15 protein-coding genes are annotated in these 19,459 nt (G+C 32.1%); 3 read left to right on the plus strand and 12 right to left on the minus strand.

Annotated features, from left to right (window positions below; all coding sequences use genetic code 11):
- The 5 genes from B5D47_RS10455 to B5D47_RS10475 are packed head-to-tail and all read right to left on the minus strand — an operon-like array spanning position 1 to position 6,710.
- Positions 1 to 3,252 carry an SbcC/MukB-like Walker B domain-containing protein gene (locus tag B5D47_RS10455; RefSeq protein ID WP_078931791.1) on the minus strand — a complete coding sequence of 1,084 codons (3,252 nt, stop codon included), beginning with the start codon at positions 3,250 to 3,252 and terminating at the stop codon, positions 1 to 3.
- Positions 3,249 to 3,959 (minus strand): DUF4194 domain-containing protein, encoded by a 711-nt coding sequence (locus B5D47_RS10460; RefSeq protein WP_159443530.1) that lies wholly within the window; start codon positions 3,957 to 3,959, stop codon positions 3,249 to 3,251. The genes B5D47_RS10455 and B5D47_RS10460 overlap by 4 nt, the downstream gene beginning before the upstream one ends.
- Positions 3,956 to 5,305, minus strand: a complete 1,350-nt coding sequence (locus tag B5D47_RS10465) for a Wadjet anti-phage system protein JetA family protein (protein WP_078931793.1) — start codon at positions 5,303 to 5,305, stop codon at positions 3,956 to 3,958. The genes B5D47_RS10460 and B5D47_RS10465 overlap by 4 nt, the downstream gene beginning before the upstream one ends.
- A 36-nt stretch (positions 5,306 to 5,341) precedes the next feature.
- A complete protein-coding gene (locus B5D47_RS10470) occupies positions 5,342 to 5,887 on the minus strand; it encodes a DUF1016 N-terminal domain-containing protein (protein ID WP_078931794.1) in 546 nt (181 codons plus the stop codon).
- Between the two features lie 43 nt (positions 5,888 to 5,930).
- Complete coding sequence (locus B5D47_RS10475; RefSeq protein ID WP_078931795.1) at positions 5,931 to 6,710, minus strand: hypothetical protein; 780 nt, start codon at positions 6,708 to 6,710, stop codon at positions 5,931 to 5,933.
- 369 nt (positions 6,711 to 7,079) lie between these two features.
- Between B5D47_RS10475 and istA the strand changes: the two genes are divergently transcribed.
- Both istA and B5D47_RS10485 read left to right on the plus strand, forming a co-directional pair.
- Positions 7,080 to 8,396, plus strand: coding sequence for an IS21 family transposase (istA, locus tag B5D47_RS10480; protein WP_078931796.1), 1,317 nt, complete (start codon positions 7,080 to 7,082; stop codon positions 8,394 to 8,396).
- Positions 8,389 to 9,201: an ATP-binding protein gene (locus B5D47_RS10485; RefSeq protein WP_200806582.1), complete on the plus strand. Its 813-nt coding sequence runs from the start codon at positions 8,389 to 8,391 to the stop codon at positions 9,199 to 9,201. The genes istA and B5D47_RS10485 overlap by 8 nt, the downstream gene beginning before the upstream one ends.
- A 76-nt stretch (positions 9,202 to 9,277) precedes the next feature.
- Here the strand turns inward: B5D47_RS10485 and B5D47_RS10490 are convergent, their stop codons facing one another.
- Genes B5D47_RS10490 through B5D47_RS10505 form a run of 6 tightly spaced genes read right to left on the minus strand, consistent with a single transcriptional unit; the run spans position 9,278 to position 18,692 of the window.
- Positions 9,278 to 13,432, minus strand: a complete 4,155-nt coding sequence (locus tag B5D47_RS10490) for an SIR2 family protein (RefSeq protein ID WP_078931797.1) — start codon at positions 13,430 to 13,432, stop codon at positions 9,278 to 9,280.
- Positions 13,433 to 13,436: 4 nt separating this feature from the next.
- Positions 13,437 to 15,509, minus strand: coding sequence for an Eco57I restriction-modification methylase domain-containing protein (locus tag B5D47_RS11720; RefSeq protein ID WP_234970026.1), 2,073 nt, complete (start codon positions 15,507 to 15,509; stop codon positions 13,437 to 13,439).
- Positions 15,510 to 15,533: 24 nt separating this feature from the next.
- Complete coding sequence (locus B5D47_RS11570; RefSeq protein ID WP_200806585.1) at positions 15,534 to 17,123, minus strand: DEAD/DEAH box helicase; 1,590 nt, start codon at positions 17,121 to 17,123, stop codon at positions 15,534 to 15,536.
- Complete coding sequence (locus B5D47_RS11575; protein ID WP_200806583.1) at positions 17,066 to 17,440, minus strand: hypothetical protein; 375 nt, start codon at positions 17,438 to 17,440, stop codon at positions 17,066 to 17,068. The genes B5D47_RS11570 and B5D47_RS11575 overlap by 58 nt, the downstream gene beginning before the upstream one ends.
- Positions 17,440 to 18,426 carry a restriction endonuclease subunit M gene (locus B5D47_RS10500; RefSeq protein ID WP_143592700.1) on the minus strand — a complete coding sequence of 329 codons (987 nt, stop codon included), beginning with the start codon at positions 18,424 to 18,426 and terminating at the stop codon, positions 17,440 to 17,442. Before B5D47_RS10500 ends, B5D47_RS11575 begins: the two co-directional genes overlap by 1 nt.
- Positions 18,427 to 18,482: 56 nt before the next feature.
- The gene (locus B5D47_RS10505; protein WP_078931802.1) at positions 18,483 to 18,692 is read right to left on the minus strand and encodes a helix-turn-helix domain-containing protein; all 210 of its coding nucleotides are present in this window, start codon (positions 18,690 to 18,692) and stop codon (positions 18,483 to 18,485) included.
- 144 nt (positions 18,693 to 18,836) lie between these two features.
- Between B5D47_RS10505 and B5D47_RS10510 the strand changes: the two genes are divergently transcribed.
- A complete protein-coding gene (locus B5D47_RS10510; RefSeq protein WP_078931798.1) occupies positions 18,837 to 19,130 on the plus strand; it encodes a hypothetical protein in 294 nt (97 codons plus the stop codon).
- A gap of 92 nt (positions 19,131 to 19,222) precedes the next feature.
- On the opposite strand, the gene B5D47_RS10515 is transcribed toward B5D47_RS10510, so the two are convergent.
- On the minus strand, positions 19,223 to 19,459 hold a 237-nt coding region (locus tag B5D47_RS10515), incomplete at its 5' end, for an ATP-binding protein (protein ID WP_159443531.1).

Consider the following 19,459-nt stretch of genomic DNA (forward strand, 5'->3'; position numbering starts at 1 on the left):
TTACTGCCTAAAACCTTCAATTGGTTTTGTGTAGCGACCATCCGTATAGAGTGCTACAGTGTTATCAATGTAACGACCTATAGAATCTATTTTTTCAGGAGGAGCAGCATAGAAAACCTGGAAGTTATTATCCTCCAAAAATTTTACCATCTGTTCAATTCGTTCTTTTGATAAAGCTGAAAAAGCTTCATCAATAAATGCAATTCTCGCACATGTTACATTTTTAGGATAAAATTGCAAAAGGCTTGCGGCTAGAACAATAAAGTAAGGCGTCTGTTTTTCACCACCAGAAGCAGAACCTTGTTTTTTCGACAAATCAGTTTCAGTAATTTCATCACCAGAATTACTCTTTATGAGCATGTCATAATTATAATAATTTCTATAATCCGAGTAGTCGTTTTCATCTTCACTTGAAAGAATCTTTTCCAAGAAATCCTGTACATCAGAATTTAATTTTTCATCATTACCAGAATCTGAACTGAATAAATCCGGATTTCCTTGTAATGCAGACAAATTGTCTAAAATAGTGAAGAAAATTTCTCTATCACCTTTGGGAAGCATTTTGAATTGATAAATATCACGACCAAAAGGGATGCGTTTAAGTTCTGAGTTAATCTTATCTATTTCTTCTTTTGCTTTATCAATATTTTCTTTTAATTCTGATACAAAATCATGAAGGAAAACATCACGTAATTTTACAGATTGTTCTTCTAATTTATCTTTCGCTTCATCGATTTTTACATTTGCAACATTTCTGTACTGCTCTCGATAAAAAGAAATAAATTCAATTCCACGATTATCGAGTGGTAAATCAGAAAGCTTATTGTATTCAAGTTGAATATTTTCTAGATTCTTTTTGGCATTTTCTACATCTACATTTAATTGTTTCATATGTTTTTCGCCAATTACAATTGGATTCTTTCTTAATGTAGATTGTCTTTCATATTCAGCAATCATCTCGGCTTCAAGTTCTGGATTTTCTTTTATAAGTTCAGTGTATGTTTCTTTACGAGAATTAGAATCTGATACCAGATACTCTATTTCTTTTTGGATAGAATTTATTTTATTTGAATTTGTTGTACAGTATTCAATTGCTTTCTCTTCTTTTGTTTTTGCTGAATCATAATTCTTTTGAGCAAATTCAATTTCTTTCATTGCTGCAAGCATATCCGGACTATTTCTCAATTCTTCAATTTGAGAAACAAGTTCATTCTTGCGTTTAGTTTGAATCCTTAAACTTTCTTTGGAATCAAAATTATAATCAGAAGCATCCCAATTTATATTTTCTATTAAGCGTTTTAATTGTTCTGTTTTAGATATACTTTCTCTTACAACATCAATATTTGAAAGCAATTCTTCTTTATCTTTCTGAGTTTGTTTAAGCTGAATCTTTATAACATCATTACCCATACAGAATTTTGTTTTGCGAATTTCCATAAGACTAGCAGAATAACTTTTTGCAAGTGTTCCATCCATCATAAGCGCACCTTTAGGATGCTCATGGAGCTCATATTCAGTTTCACAAAGATGAATGCCATTCAAAAGATAATTTGCATATTTTCTTGCAGCTTTATTCTTTATATTCAAAACCGAGGCTGCAGAATCTTGTATTATTTCGCTTTCCTGAATCTTATCAGTCAGAACTACATTGGTTGTGAACATTCGTTTTTCACGTAGTATATTTAAGGCTGCAGAGCAAGCATCATCATCAACGATAATAAAGTATCGTTTTCTACCGAGGAAGGTTTCTATCGAAGGACGCCATTTTTCGTCTGTAAAAGACTCAACCAGTTCTGCAAAAAATCTTACTGGGCTTTGAATACCACGTTTTTCAAACTCCGCTTTAATAATAAGTTTTGATTCTTCTGCTTCATCTGGAAATGAGACAATATTTGCATCGAGTTCTTTTATTCGTTTTTCTGTTTTTGAAAGTTCTTCTTTTAATTCATAAAGCCTATCTTCTTTTCGTCCAATATCTTTTATCAAAAGAATATTCTGATTTTTAGCCTTTTCTCCATAAGATAAAAAAGTTTGACGTTTTTCTGAAGTAGTGAAATCACTTTCTGCAAGATTTTCAAGAATAGATTTTTCTTTCTCTTCTACATTAATAAAATCTTTAAGTACAAAAATAAGTGACTTTAAGGCAATCTGAAGTTGTTTTAATTGTGCTAATGAGTTTTCATCTTCTATTATTTTTTTTGAACAAACATCTCTTTCTTCTTCGAGTTTTTCAAGGCCTGCTTTTACATTTGCATTTTTACCCTCTGCCTCAGAAAGAAGTTTTCTAGCCTTTTCAAGGTTTGATGCAGCTTCTTCTCGTGTTTTTGCTAGATTTATTTTTTCGATTTTAAGATTTTCAAGTTCAATGTTTTTATTTTTAATTTCAATTATATTCTTGTTGATGTACTGATATTCAAACATCATGGAACGAAGAGTTTTTGTTTTGAGTTGTTTTTCGTATTCTTTAGTTGTTTCTTCAATCTGATCAAGAACTGTTTTTCTTGTTTTGATGTTTTCAAACATAATACGTGCTTCTTCATAAAGCTTTTTCTGTTCACGTAAAAGATCAAGAGAATGAACTGGTATATCAGCTAAAACGGAATCTTGAAGAAATTTATCTACATTACGTTCAGGATCAAATGCCGTCATTTTTAAAAGTTTTTCCCTGAACTTCTTTGCATCTCCTCGAATTCCAAGAACTCGTTTTACCTGTTCAATTGCTTTATCTCTTCCTAAAAAATCTCCAGCCTTAATAGGGATACCTTTAACTGTCAGATTATTTTTTGCTGTTGTAATAAATCGTTTTTCTTTTAATGCCTCAATATCATAAAAGTTTATATCATCAAATCTACAGTTATCAAAAATAAACCATTTGCTTTCAGCGGCATCTTGTGGATTCTTTGATTCCATACAAACAGCTACAACAAAATATTTTTGAGAAGCCGGATCAAAGAATTCCATGGCGATGTAACTTGTAACAGCATTTTTGCGTAAATATCTGTCAGAGCCATTAGTTTTTCTGTCTCCATGGATGTATGCAGTTACATTTCTATCTTTATCATCTGCAGCTTTATTGAACTGCCTGTTAGCAGTTAAAAGATAAAGCATTGCATCAAGTATTGTGGTTTTTCCAGTTCCATTTACACCAGTAAATAGAGTCGAAGAACCTAATTCTATTATCTCATTCTGGAAGCATGACCAGTTAATTAAAAGGAGACGTTTAGCTGTTTTACGATTTAAGATTTCTGTCATTCTGCATCTCCTGTTGACTCATCAAATTCAATATCAAAAGAATCTATATCTGACTCAGATACATCACTTTCATCATCTTCAAAATTAATATTTGAATCTTGATTTCTAAATTTTGCTTCTGTAGTACTTACAAACTCAGCGAATTCTTTTTCATCAAGGGCAAACTGAAGTGAAGGAAATAAAATAATACAAAAATCATTGGCTCCAACTTCCCCTTTTGTAGCAATTAAATTGAATTTTGAAAACAATCCCAATAACTCAGTCCAGCGTCCTTTATCGATATTATCCTTAAAATCATATTTATCAAGTTCTATATTTATATCAGCAAGGGTAACTGTAATCTGTTTTGCTAAAGAACCGCTCCTTATTTTTTCAGAATATAAAGACCATAAACAACACAGAACAATAGTTTCAGTCTTCTTAAAAAGATATTTATTTACAGTAAGTTTTGCGCTTTCTCCCACTCCTGTATAATTTTGCAGCATTACAACTCCTGCATCTTTAGAAACTGCAACATCGAAGCCCATATATGAAAAATACTTTGTTAGAAAATCAGAATATTTAGATGCGAAAAAATACATTCTGCGGTTATCTTCGTCTTTATCACGGACAATAAATGTCTTTTTTAAGAGCGTTCTACATACTCTCTGGAACAAAAGTTTTTCTTGAGAAGTAAATGTTGAAGACCAATATTCATCAGCTGTCATTTTTTTGTAGCCTCCCATTTTCGCATTTTATAATCATCACTCTTTATATATTCATCATATGAAGTAATATTCCAGCCATTTTCCTTTGCATAAGTTAAGGCTGCAAGCGTTGAGAGCATATTATCTTTGTTCTCTAAAGTAAGTGATGTACTCTCAGGATATTTTTCGAAATAATCTTTTACTTTATCTTTAGAGAATGGATTATCAGCTTCTTTTTGTAATAATGCAGCCTGTTTTTCTTTCGCTTCCTCACTTAGCTCATAATATTCATTTTCTGTATTCTGATTTAAAGAACTAAATTTTCTTGGAACATACAAAGAGCTTGTATCTATGAATTCATTTTTTTGTATACGAAATAATGCTTGAAAATCTTCATTATTTGTATCATCAGTTTGAATCAATAGACGGACTGCCTGTTCTACACAGCCTTTCAAGTCAAATCCTTTATTGCGAAGCATTCTTTCTCGCGCAATTGCAATTCGGATGTATGTATTAATCTTTTGTTTTATATCTTCCATGATTTTGTTATAGTCATCATGTAGGAAGGTTTTAGTTGAATCTATCATTTCAGAAACTCTTTCTTCAGCTTCATCCATGTCGATTTTTTCTTCATTCATAAGATTTTGAACTATCAAATCGAAAGATTCACCCTTTAGTCTTTCAAGCTCCTGTGTAATATAATTTCTGTAAAGATGAATATTCTGCTGCTTAACAAGCCTTGAATATTCCCGAATAAAATCTCCATCGCAGTACTTGATAATATTTTCCGTAAGACTTACAAGCGTTCCTTCGTGTAACATTGTTTCAATAATCTTTTTAATGGATGTTGAAAGCTTTTTAAGGTCAGATGAGAGAGCTTTTGCATCTTCAAAAGCAGGCCTTACCAGCAAACTATATGGTTCTTTTTTCTGTTCATTTGTTTGATACTTTAAGCGATTATAAATATTCAAAATATAGTTAGAATATTCTGCTCTACGCGGTTTTGAAAGTTTTTCTAAGAATTCTGCAAGTGCAATTCCGTTATCAGTCATTACAATATATTTCTCAAAAGTCGTATTATCAGTTTCTTCTTCAATATAACCGGCAGTGACAAACTTTCTAATTATAAAATTTGCTTGATCGTTTCCAGCTGATAAATCTTCAGTACCATCTTCATTTAGTTCAATATGATTCTGCAAAAGATAGATAGTTAATGAATCCCGAATATCTGCTCTAGGTAATCTATAAGAAACAGCACTGTTATACTGCTCGTAGATTGCATTCAGACATCCTGCATAAGCTCTATGATTTGCAGAACTTGCGAGACAATTAAAAAATCCATCTGGAATAGAATCAAAAACATTCATTATATTATTTGAATCCTCTACATAATCTTCTTAATATCATCCAAATCTGGCAGAACTTTCTACAACACGATGAATATAGTAGTAGCGTTCCTGGAGATTTTTTACTTTGCTGAAAATTGCAATATGGTGCGAAAAAGGAACTTTGAAGAAATCTTCTACGGGGAAATCTGCAAGATTAATTCCTGTAAGCTTAAAATCGGTAATCGGGATTACTGATTTTTGGTTGTCTTTTAATTCGTCAGTTATGACTGTTGAATTTGAACTGACAGCCAGTAATTCGACAGACGCATCTGTCGAATTTGAATCTTCAAGAAATGCCCAGTTATCATAGAATTGTCGCATATTTTTTAAGTTACTAGCAGAAAAGCCACGTAATCCAGGTAGGTCTTTTCTAAGCTGGGCACTGATGGTTTCAAGAACACTTGTTCCCCATGTTTTCTTGCCCTTTTTTGAGGAAAGATAGCGGCCAATTCCATAATAAAGAATGAGTTGAACACGAGTAGTTTCTTTTGCGGCTTGATATTGTGACTGTAAAATTGCTGTTTTTATTGCTTCTACGGCGGTTATTAATGCTTGTTCCATTTATATTCCTCTACTATCTAAATTTTCATCTTCCTTTTGTAAATTAATTTTTATCAAAGGATCTCTGTTCAATTTCATTTAAGAAATCTTCAACACCTTCAAAATATTTTCCATCCTTCTTATATTTCTTTATTAATTTATTGAAGTTCCTTTTTATAAACCAAAAATTACTTTTAGTTGTAGTCTGTAGTATACCTTCTTTGGCATATCCAATTAGATAATCACGTCTATCATTCTTTTTTTCTAATGAATACTCATATAACTGAAAGTATTTATTTAACAAACGCAATGATGAAGTTGATTTTCCAAACAAAGAAGAATAAAAAGCATAATCTGTATTAAATTTTTCACCATTAAGAAATTCATTAATAGTTAGAATTATAGCCTTATCATATCCCATTTTTGATAGATATATTCTAATAGTTTTTTCAGATATTCGATTTTTCAATGATTCAATAATCTTTGATCTTTCATTTTCATTTGCATTTTTACAAATATACTCAAAAACAGAACGTCTGCAATAATTTATATCATCAGGATTATATTTTGAGAAATCTACATATGGATAAAGTTTATCTATAAAATCTTCTTGTGTCTTTCTCCAGAAAGAAGATAATGCTCCTCCGTTCATAATTGATTTTTCATTATGGTCTTTAAAATCTTTTTGTAATTCTTCAATAGTTTTCTCAATAATAACATCCAGCATCTGTTGTCTATACTTTTCATTAGTTTTTATTTTTTCAACAAATACAGTAACTATTTGTGTTATCGACTGATCTGATTTTAATTCAGGAAGAATTGATAATGATTTTTCAATAATCAAATCTTCATCTAAATCGGAAACAGTTTTTATCCAATCAAAAACAGAATTCCAACTTTCCCATTTGAATTCACCATTAATATGAACTCCATAACCTGTAGAAAGTTGCCATGCAGGATAAGCAATGAAATTTAATATTTTGCTTTTTTCAAACCATTCTGGCAGCTTATTACTATAGAATCTTGATAAATAATGAACAAATGGAACTACCCAAAAACGATTACGTCCCCCATCGTTGTTAGCGTCGGGAGAAAATAACCTCCACGAGTCGGGCGAAATTAACCAAAAAAAGTCAAAAGAAAAAAGCCATTATCAATTTTAGCCATAATCCTTAGAATGGTATTTGACCTAAAATCCCATCGAAGGAGAAATATGAATGAACAAATTGATAACAGCTCACCCCTAAGTTTATCACAGGCTCTGGAACTAATTAAGACCCGCGAAGGTGAAAATTTTTCAAAAGAGAAAGTTAATCTAGCTGAGCTTCAACGGCTGACCGGAATAACGCGTGGAAAACTCCGGCGGCTGAAGAAGAACAGGTTTGAAGAAAAACCAAATGGAAACAAAGGAAGAACAGCAGCGAAAAATGTTCTTTCAGGTTACGAATCCGTACTGAACAATTTCCTTAAGACAAACATAACAAATTCCCAGGTCTATTTTGAACGACTTCAGGAACTTGGATATGAAGGCGGACTCACATCGGTAAAAGTCTATATTCAGAAGCATAAGAATCTTGTACCTGCACCGCGGCAAATAATGTCGCCACAGGGAAACCGCGGAAGAAGGTTCTCAACGGAACCCGGACAGAGCTACCAGATGGACTGGGGATTTGTTGATGTCCTTGCAGAGAACGGAGAAATAATCCGGGCTGCCTGTTTTGCCATGATCTGCCATCATTGCGGGCAGCGGTTCATTGAGTTCTTTCCAAACGCAAAACAGGAAAACCTGTTCATCGGAATGCTCCATGCCTTCAAGTATATGGGAATTCCAAAGACTATCCTTACTGACAACATGAGATCTGTCGTTACAAAAAGAGACTGTGAAGGAAAACCTGTCTGGAACCATGATTATGAGGTTTTTATGAAAACCGTCAGATTCGAGACCAGGTTGTGCAAGCCATACCATCCTTTCACAAAAGGAAAAGTTGAACGGCTTGTACAGTTTGTAAAGGGAAATTTTCTTGCAGGAAGAACATTCCTGAATGTCACCAACCTGAATGAACAGGCATTGGACTGGTGTAACAGACAGAATTCAAGATACCAGAAAGCATTGAACCTTATTCCAAATGATGTTCATGCGGAAAAATGTCTCCTGGTAGCGGCAGAACTTAAGAAACGCGAGGAACTGTTTGTATATCTGTGTCCGGAAAGACGCATTTCCTTTGACGGCTTTGTAAACTATGAAGGCAGACGTTTCGGGGTTCCGTACACATACACACAGAAAACGGTGCATGTATACAGGCTTGGCCATGAACTTCTGATTTATTCTGAAGACATGAAGCAAAAGCTTGCTACGCATGAAGTAACCTGGAGCCGCTATGACAGCTACTGCAAGGATCAGTATGCCAGACCTGACCAGCCTGAAGAATTCCCTACAGCAGATGTAAAGACTTTGATAGAGCAGATAATGCAGCCTGACGAAGAAGACTATTTTGATCAGTTCGATTTCAGTGGAGGAGATGATGAATAGCGATATTATTTCCTCATTGGGCAACAGTCTTGATGTTCTGAAGATGAAGATTACGGAACAAGAAATTGCCGATTACATGATTGAAAGAGAATTCTCTGACTTACAGATGCAGGCAGTTTCGGAAGTTTTCGCAGAGTTTGCAGCCAGAAAAGAGGAAGCCTCAGTGAATTTTCTCTTAAAATGCTCAAGACTCCCGATGAAAAATCCCAAGACTTTCGAGAACTTTGATTTTTCGGAACTTTCGGGAAAGGGACTTGAAAAGCTAAAGGGAATCACAACTCTGGCACCACTTTATGCTCACAAAAATCTTGCTTTTATTGGACCTGCAGGAACCGGTAAAACGCATCTTGCAATGGCATTTGGTTATGAATGCTGCAGGAGAATGCTGAAGACTTATTTCATCAAGATGACGGAACTGAACGACATGTTTACCGAAGCACGTAAATATGGCCGTGAGAACAGAGTCATAAGTTCTCTCGTGAAGCCATCCTGCCTCGTGATTGATGAAGTCGGTTATTGTAATTTCGATACAGAAAATACAAGGCTTTTCTTCGACATGATTGACCGCCGCTACAACAAAGAAGGCAACTTCAACATAATTTTCACCAGCAACAAGCAACCAAAGTTCTGGAAACAATGCTTTGCTGAAGAAGATACTTTGAAATGTGCAATGGACCGAATTTTTGATGATGTGATGATTTTCAATTTTTCAGGTTCCAGTCACCGCGGACAAAAGCGAGAAGCATTCAACCTAACTACGAAAAAAGTGCAAACTGTTACTGACAGCATTCAGGAAATCGAATAAAATTTGAATTGTGAGATGGGATTTTTGGTCATTTTCGTCTGACTAAAATTGGCGATTTTCTCCTGACTCGTAATGGTTAAATTCGCCGGACGCTAACATCGTATAAAGATAACTCGTTTTCGGCAGAAAAATATGAAACTTCTTGTTGCATAGATTCTTTTATTCTTTCAATCAAACTTGGATTCTTATTTAAAAACTCGTCTGTTTCTTCTTTTTTATAATGGCAAATATATAACCAGAAAAAATAGCGCCAAAAGTATTTGTCGTCAGCAAACCATTCTTCTATATTCTTTATTGCCTGTTGTCTATTTAAGCTTTGGTCATCATTTGTAAAATTGAATAAATAAGTTAAAGCAAAAGAAGAAAATATTTTAGGAATCTTATAGTCTTCCTCATATGCATATTGAAGTTTGTTACCGATATAATCTACCTGTAAATCCAATAATTTTCCACGATCAGTATCTCTTTCAGAATACTCTTTTGTTTTATCAAGATATTCAATTATATTGTTTACTTCACAAAGAAGATTATCTTTATTTGCAATAATATCTATCTCTTTTTCTAGCATCTTTTTTTTCAATGATTCAAATTGAGAAAGATTTTTTTTATGTTCTTCATCTTTTTTAACAGTTTGTGGAAATAATAAAGGATATTCCTTTTTTGATAATTCATATAAAGGATGTTTATTTAAATTTGGAATATAAATATCTGCAATACATTCTTTATATACTCTATCCATTCCCTTCAATTGTTGACAAAGAGAAATTGCTTTATCTTTATTCTTTATATCAAGAAGAATAACAATAGAATTATGAAGCATCCATAAATTCTGCCAATTAGTATTGTTTATTAAATCAGATAATAATAAATTGAATAATGATTCTTTGTGATTGTCATTTAATAATTTTAAATATGTATTAAAATCTGAAATAAAAATACCATCATTCGTAGTAATATATTTTTGGAACAGTGTATATAATGCAGGAATTTCATCATCTTGAATTTTTGAAATATTTTCCTTGAATGATTTTAATAAATCTTTATAAAGTTCTTCCACTTGATATGCTGTATTATGATGAACATAATTAGAATCAATAGAATTTAATATATAAAGAATATCAGAAATTGATATTTCATAGATTTTTATTGTATATGAAAAATATGAAATGTCATTATCAAAATGAATAGTAGGCATTTCAAAATCATCATCAAGCGAATTAGGAACAAAAGCTGCTTCATCTGAACTATAATTCTTATTTTGGAGAATCTTTATTGCAAGAGGTACTCGTAATTTTCTAATATAAAAATTTGAGTGAAAATGATTAAATAACTTTAGCTTTATACGAAATTCATTTTCATCCTTGAAATTATAGAATTCTATATTATCAATGCTAGTTATTTCTTTTACAAATGTGATCCACTCTTTTTCTTCCCAGTTGATTGTCCAATCGTAATCTTCATACCAGCTTAATATAATATCTTCTGAAAGTAGACCTTTCATCTTCTTTGCAATTTCATTTTCACGGAAAAATCGTATTAACGGAACAGCAACTTCCTTTAATAAAGGATACTGTTTTTCGTTCCAGAATTTATCATGTACACCAAGCAAAATAACTGCATTTTCGAAAGTAGTTATATCTTCTATAGTTGGATTTCTTAAAAAGTTTTTAATCGTATCGCAATGTAGTTTTACAGCTTCATCATAAAACTCTTCTGGCAGTAATTTATGCATTGATTCTGACAAGGAATCTATATTCTTCAATAAATCATGAGTTTGTATAAAACGAGCATAATAAATAATCTTCGTATTATTATCAAATTCTTTTATGATAGATTTATAAAAATTAATTCTTTCAATCGGCGAAAGTTTGTTATAGTTTGTTAATAAGATATAGGCCAATGTTTCATTTTTAATTGTATCAATAATTAAAGTATAAAGCTTTGAATTATAATCAATAAAATTGAGAATGTATTGGATTGCTTTAACTCTTTGCTCTTTTATTTTCCCAGACGAAGTAAAAAATATGTTTTTTATTTTGCTAAATGGTAGATTTAAAATATAAAGAGAACAATAATAAAATAAATATATTTCAGAAACAAAATAAATATGGTTTGGTTCATTAAATTCAAATAATGAAGATTTTAATATGAATTCAAATTGTTCTTTATTTTCAATTAAATTATACAATTCACTTTCTGTAATAAAAGATTTATTTTTTGTTACTTGGAAAAACGCAATTTGTTTTAAATATTGTTCAGTAACATTTAAATTTATTTTTGATAAATCTTTACGCCTATATGTTATATTTAAAGAATTATCATAACGTCGTTTGTCCTCTATAAGAATTAATGATAATAAATTTTGTAAATATTTCTTATAATCTGAAGTGTTTCTTAAACTTTCGATATTTTTACTTATTGGAATTGAACCTAAATCATTTATTATAACTTTTGTTAAATCTGAGCTATTAATGTTCTCTTTTTCTAAAATTCTTTGAAGTATAAAGGAATGTATATGTAATTTCTTTTCAAATTCATCTATCAAAATTCTATTACGCAATGAAATTATAATTCGAATATTAGAATAAAGAGAAAGAATTTCCATTAGTTGCTTTTGTATTTTTAGAAGTAACGCATCACATATTTCATCAAATCCATCGATAAATATCAGATAATTTTCATTATTGGTTATAAAATTAAATGCAGTATTTGTATAATTGCTTAAATTAATAAATATAGGAATACATTTTTCTTTTAACGTACCATTATTATTCATATCAATTATTTCATTATATAAACTGTATAGCTCTAATGTTTTACCGATTCCTGCAATTCCTCTTAACGCTATATTTGAAAAATCATTCCATTGTTTTTCCTGAATGAGTTTAATAACAACTTTTTTAAATTCTTCAATACCTATAGTTGCAGTATTATTATCTTCATCAATTAATTTCTTTTTATAAAAAGGAAGATAGAGCTCTTCAATTTTTTTAGAAGTAATTTTTAATTTTGAATTGTAATAACATTCAAAATTTGTATTATTATTTTTTTCTACTATATTTTTTTCTTTTTCATTACTATTTATTTGATTTGTTGAACTATCTTGCGCTTGATTAATAGTTTTATTTTTAGCCTTTTCCTTATTTTTTTCTTCTCCAATATTCTTTTCATTACCATTTATTTGAGTTGTTGAATTCTCTTGTGCTTGACTAATAGTTTCAATTTCATTTTTAATTTTTGGAACATTTTGAATGGTGGTATTTTCTGAATTTAGGATTGCTTCTTGGGGGTTACTATTAATAAGCGAAGGATAATTATTGTTAATAGATGATAAGTCATATCCCAAATAAATAAATAAACTTTTCATGAAATTATCAAAATCTGATATTTCAATTAAACTAGAGTATTCGTTTACAGCTTTTGCTTTTTCTAAAATTTTCAAAACATTATCTGAAACATTTTTAGAATCTCTGCATAACCAAAATAATCCCTTATTTAAAAATTCTTGATTATTGAACCCTTCATCAAATAATTTTTTTATAGACTCATCATTACCTGAATATCCGATTACAATTAATCCATGATCTATAAGTTTCTTTTTGAATTGATTCGCAAGAGTCTGTTCTATGTTCCTTAATTCATCTTTCGTATTTTTAAGATAGTCATATCTAAAATCTCCATGTAATTTTGTAACACAAGGAAAAGAATTATTATTAATAGTACTGCCAGCATTTGAAGAACTATAAACATTTATTGTTTGCGTAAGTTTGTTAGACCTTATACCATGTTCTGTTAATTCGTCAAAGTTTGTCGTCCATATATTCTTAAACTTACCTTCAATAATAAGCTTTCCAAGAACTAGATAACCAATCTCTGGCGTTTTATCTTTCACCAATTTTTGTATATATTTGCTTCTATCCTCAGGAGTTTTCAAATAATTATAAAAATAGAATGAATATTCATTCGTGGCTCCCCTTTTTGGATATCCATCTAACTGGTCGAAAAAAATCTGAATTTCATTTTTCTGCTCATCTGATAATTCTATATATTTATTCGGCGATATTTCGTTTTTTTCACAAAATATCTCTTTCTTAAATTCCCATACGAGTTGCTCTCCAGTTTTTATACCAGAAGATACAGAAGCACCAGCACCTAAAAATATGTGAAAATAATCATTATCATTTACTTTTATTTTTGTTTTTAAATCTTCACAAGTAAATTTATTATCCATTCTTTTACATCTCCCGAACTTTACTTTCAATGAAGGAGATTTCTTCTGCTGAAAGTCCGTATTTCTTATACAACTGTTTATCTATTTCTGAAACCGACTTACTCCAATCAATATCACTGTTTGCGGTGAAGTCTTGTAAAGGTACAAGTCTCCAGGTTTCAATTGGATTATCTTGAGTAATCTTTAGTATTCCAAGCATTGTTCTTGCAAACTTTGTTTTTACATATTTCAATGCATTTTCAGCTTCTTCTTTTGAATCAAAAGCACCAATTCCTAAAAATGTTCTTGTATAGCCGAGTATCGGGGTCGATAGTACTTCGCCTATCGCCCCCGATCCATTGCTACGAGGAACAAGTACCTTATACTTCATAAGGTTTTCATGACTAATATCTAAATATTTGCGAGGAATAAATCTATAACATCGTTTATTTTTTATAACCCCCAAAATTTTAATATCATCTTCATTTGATTTTTTTTCTGTAAAAAGAGGTATTTTATCAAATATATTTTTTTCTAAACGCCTATCTTTTCCTTCGCTTCCAATACCTTTTATATAGTCAGGATGTTCTTTTAATAACACATCCAAATCAAAATTAGTTTGATTGTACATTATCGACATCAAACTGTTTATTTCTTCTGTTGGAGCTGCTTTTTTCTTTATTCCATTTAATTCAGGATAAGAGGTAAAAGTTCCAATCTTTTCAAAAGTCTTATTCTTATCCCAATAAGTAACTGCGACACCGCCTTTTATATCTACTGTTGGGAAAACATCTCCACTGTTTGCCCAATATTGAACAACTTTGTAATGCTCATCATTAAGCATCTTCTCATTCCAGTCTTTCGGAGTTTTACCGGCATTGAACAAAAATCTTGCTGGATGAATGAAGCTTACCTTTTCACCAAGCTTGCAGGCTGCATCAATAAAAAGATGATAAATTGGATCTGAACCGTTTGCCTCTCCTGTTGCCATAATCTGATATGGTGGATTACCTACTATTGCATCAAATTTCATATTGTCCTCCATGGATTCTTCGCTACGCTCAGAATGACGAAGCCAGTAGCTCTTTTTACTCACTTTGCTTATAAAGTTTTCTGGTTTGTTTTTCAGCTGATTTACTAAGTCTTCAAAGTAGTGAGCATTTACTTTTGTTCCTGTGAATCCGGCCAAAGTCCTTTGCACAATCTTTTTTGCCATAGGAGTTTTACAAATTAAGAAAATGTTTTCTGCAAGAACTTTCTTCCACAAATCAATTTCCATTTCTCGTGTAGGCTTAGGACCTAGCTCAAGTTTTGCCCGAGTGCGATATACGCTGTAAGCACAATATAAGGCATACAAACCGCTTTTTGAGTTTATTTCCAAAATATGTGTATTCTTTTTAAAAACTTCATCAGTAATTTCATTTTGTTTTATTAATTCTGGTTCAAGTATTTGCTCATTATAATCTTTATCATAGAAACACCAGCCTCCAAGACTTTGCGCAAGATGCATATTTACAACACGCCAAGGAGTAAGAACAGTTTCTTTATCTGGGTTTCGGAATGTAGCAAAAATTGAACTTATACGCTCAATTCTTTCTTCAATACTAAGTTTGTCCGCAGCACGAGCCATTTCTCGGATTTTTACACCAGACTCACGGAATACATCTGAATCATAATATTTTTTGAACTGCCCAAAGATTTCTTTAGTTACACCTTTTGGCATGAACTCTTCCCATGAAAGGTCGTCAACTAAATCACAAAAATTATCAAGAGTAATAGCATCTTCTGTTCCATCAAGATTTTTCTGTAAATCTGCTCCGTACATCAAAAGCGGCATTCTGATAGAAATTCCTCGTAAAATGGAAATTGCAGTATCGCGATTTTTCTTGATTTCTTTTTCACAAGCTAATGCTTCCTGCTGCTCTGGAGTAAGTTCTTTAATAGGTTTTTCTCTGATTTCAGGCATCTGTAATAATTCATACTGCTCATCAGTTAAACCTTGAGCGTTAATGTTTATATCACCTGTACTTCCTTGAGCTTTTGTTGAACCGATTATTTCTTTCAGTTTAGAAAACTCTTCAAGAGCAAGTTTATCCATGTGAAGAAGCTCATCATTATAAAGCTAACTGTCTTCAAAACCATTTTTAACAACCCGCTCAATATAAGCCTTTTTAAGCTGACCAAGCATTTTTTCGGTATTATAGACCTTCATCTGACTGCCTTCAAAACCTATGATTGGACAGAAGTTTAAGAACTCGCCCAATATCTCACGGTCATTGTTTGTTGTTTTTCCTGCCTTACTGCTGATTTTTGCAGTTTCCGCAATTACTTTTAGAGTGCGGTCTGGAGCAAAGTCGAATACAAAACATTCTTCTTTCTGCTTTCCCCCAATTACGGCAGGTGTCTGAACACGAAAAATTGTCTGCATATAAGTACTTGCAGCAGTATTAAAGCTACCAGATAGCATAAAACAAGCAGTCCAAGGTTTTACGCTTACGCCGGTAGTGAGTCGTCCACAAGAAAGAGTGATTGAATATGAATCTTCTGGATTTGGACCGATTGCTTTTTCTACTTTCTTTAAAGCTTCTTTTTCTTCCTCTTCTTCGTCTCCGTCACCTGCTACATTTGCAATTGCAAATTGGCTAAAAACTGGGTGCTCTTGTAAAAGTTTACTTAAAGCTTTTGCTTCTTTTACACCTGGAATCATCCAAAGTGAATGACGAAAATTCTGTCTGTATTCTTCTGTTGAATATGGATAATTTGAATCAGTATCTTCTTTAGTTAATAAATCAAGAAACTGTTTTATATTTGCTTCGTGTATAAAGTATCCCTCTTTATCAACTCTAAAGAACTCACGGAAATTAAAAGCAATATCAGCATCTGCATATTCAGGATAGAGTTTTCCCAAGTTATATGTATAAATACTGAGTTTAGGCAGTACAGAATATGGGTTCGGGTCTCCCTGATGGATTTTATCCCATTCGGCTTTTGCCCGTTGTTCCATCACATAATCCCAGGTATAGATTTCATCTTCTTTAAAATCATCCATAAGATTGAATGGAGTACCAGAGAGATGAAGGACTCTCGTGTTTTCTTTACGGCATTTTGAAAGAACTGCTTTACCAAGTTCTGTTTGAGTTCCTTCATGAGCTTCATCAATTATGATTAAATCCCAATTAATATTGAAGATTTCTTCATTCTTAGCAAACTTTCCTCCAACAAGTTCAGAACCACGCATATCTTGTATTGAAGCAAAATAAATATAACTTCCTGTAGCAGAATTTGCAAAAACTTGTTCACAACCATTTAGGCTTGCACCATAATTTTTTGAACCGTAAAGAAATTCCGGACGGTCATAGAAAATCTTCTCATAATCTTCAAACCAACCTTTATCAACGACAGGTCTATGGGTTAGAATCAATGTTCTACGAATGTCACATTCCTTGATAACCTGTAACGCCGTAAGAGTTTTTCCGAAACGCATTTTAGCGTTCCATAGCATTTGATGACTGGAATTCTTTTTTGTAAACTGCCTGATAGTTTTGGTTATGGCTTCTTTTTGCTCAGGTCTAAATATAATTGGGCTTTTATCTTTTGAAACTTCACTTGCATTGAGAGATGTTCTTCCTTCTTTTGCAGCTGCAATTGCTTTCTTTACAGTTTCAAGATCTGTGTAAAACCATTCATTTGCTTTATGTTCTGTATCAAATATTTTCTTTTAATACCAGAACGTACAAGAATGTCATGAATATCATGATCTTGAAAAACTATAAGATTTTTTCCTTTCATATAAGCCGTTGCTTCGGTATATAGAAGTTCAAAAGTAACTCCGGCTGTTTGTGTCTGGTGGCGAATTCTATCTTTTGCAGCAGCATTTAATTCCTTACAGTTTGGCTCAAAAGCAAAATAAGCCAGTCCTGCATTACAAGAGGCTTCGCCAATTTTAAGAATTCCTTCATGAGCTGTATCATTGATGCGATAAACATAAATCAATTTTTGCTCAAAGGCCTGATTAAAAATCTGTGCCATTATTTCCCGCCTCCGAATACCATATCTACAAAACGAATATTTCTATGAGTTTCCCAATCTTTAATAATGCAGTAAATGCCATTGTGTTTTCGGTTGTCACCTTTTGTACATCCAACACAAGGTTTTGAAATTATTCTTCGTTCAAACAAATCTTCATCAATAATTTCTTTTGTGCAGCATGAGTTTGGAATTACGAACTTAATTCCATCCATCTGCCAGATATTCCAGGCAATTACTTTAGCAAAGCCAACTAAATCTTGTGTTTCAAGTTTTTCATTGAACTTTGCTTCGTAGTATTCTGCAATTGTAAACAAAAGGTTTTCTCGGGCGATTAGTACATTATCACCTTGCCAGTCAAAACCATAAACATTTTGAACAGCACTATAAGCCCATTTAATCCAATCTTCACGAGTTTCTGTGTTTTCACTAACAATTCTGAGTTTTCTATCCAAGATACCGATTCTATTGGGAACTTCAATATATTCCCCAGTAACTGCATCATAGCGACTTGTAATATAAGGAGCCTCTCCACAGCTCATTTCAAGTCTTTTTGAAAGAATATAGTCTTGCCATGTTTTCTTTTCAGATTCTGGAAATACAACCTTTTCATTGTTTATTTCCCAAGAGTTTTCCTTATCAAAATTGAAAACATCTTTTCGTCCAAACCATTCTTCATCAACCTTATTGTTTTGCATATTGCAAATCCAACTTGGCGTAAACACTTCCGCTTTCTGACGAACTCTCTGCTGTTGTTCTGTTTTCGATTTTTCAATTCTAGGCTTTATAATTCCGCCATGACGAGATGTTATTAATTCAATTTTGATTTCTTTCTCAGCAGCATAAGAAAAACCATATTTGGAGTAATTATCAGTTGCCCATATGATGTTATTGCCAGTTGTTTTATCTTTTAAAAGAATTGATAGAAGTTCTGGTTCAATTTTGAGAAGGTCATTTTCTTTTATATCAATAGTTTTCTCGGACAGCAATTTTTTCCACTTCCAATTCTTTATTCTATCACATCACAGTGTCATTAAACGACACTTTATTTATTTTCCCTAAAAGAAACTATATCCCCAATATCACAGTCCAGTGCGATACATATTTTTTTAAGGCTTTCCATAGAGATAAACTCACCTTTGCTGAGTTTTGCAAGGATATTGGTAGAAATACCAGCAAGAGGGATTAATTCTGTTTTATTTTTAATTCCTCTATCAATAAGGCGAATCCAAAGTTTTTTATAATCTACATCCATGCTGATAATTATATCATATAAATTGTAATTTTTGTTAAAAAATATCACGATTTCGCAATTTTGAAATTTTAAGTTTAATGATAACACACTTCACCAGACTTAAACTGACTATAAATTAAATCAAATAACTATGGGAGGCATTAGATGTTTACAAGGTTTAATTTAAAGAACTCGAAAGGTGATGCAATGGTACTAATTGACCAGTACTCTGTTTTACTGGCAACGGTCTATCTTAAACTTGGGAAGAGCAGGAAACGAAGTGAGTTTGAAGAAAAGTTCGCTGATACAAATGAAGATTTTATAGATTCAAAATATCATTTCTCACATTATAGGGATTTTTTACCTTTACTCAAAAATTACATAACAAATACCCCATCTAAATACAAAGCGAAAAAATATCAAACACTTTTTGAATACATGAAAAAAACGGAATTATGATTATTCCGCGTGAAAAGCACCATCAAATTCAAATTTGAGCAACAGCAATTCACGCGTGGAGCACCACTAATATTTAGTAGAGCACCAAAAAATTATTTATGCATTTTTGCACAGAATTCACGCATATTCATTGAACCGGTTTCAACAAAGATTGCATTGTGAACTATACGGTCAAGAATAGCATCTGCATGGACTCCACCACCAAGACGGTCAAACCAGTCATCTTTCTTGTACTGGGTACAGAAAATTGTGGAAGCTTCGTCATGACGGCGTTCAATCAGTTCAAAAATAAAATGCTGTTCTTCATCAGAAATATCATCCATCAGCCA

It is taken from the genome of Treponema berlinense, assembly GCF_900167025.1.
Classification (GTDB): Bacteria; Spirochaetota; Spirochaetia; order Treponematales; family Treponemataceae; genus Treponema_D; species Treponema_D berlinense.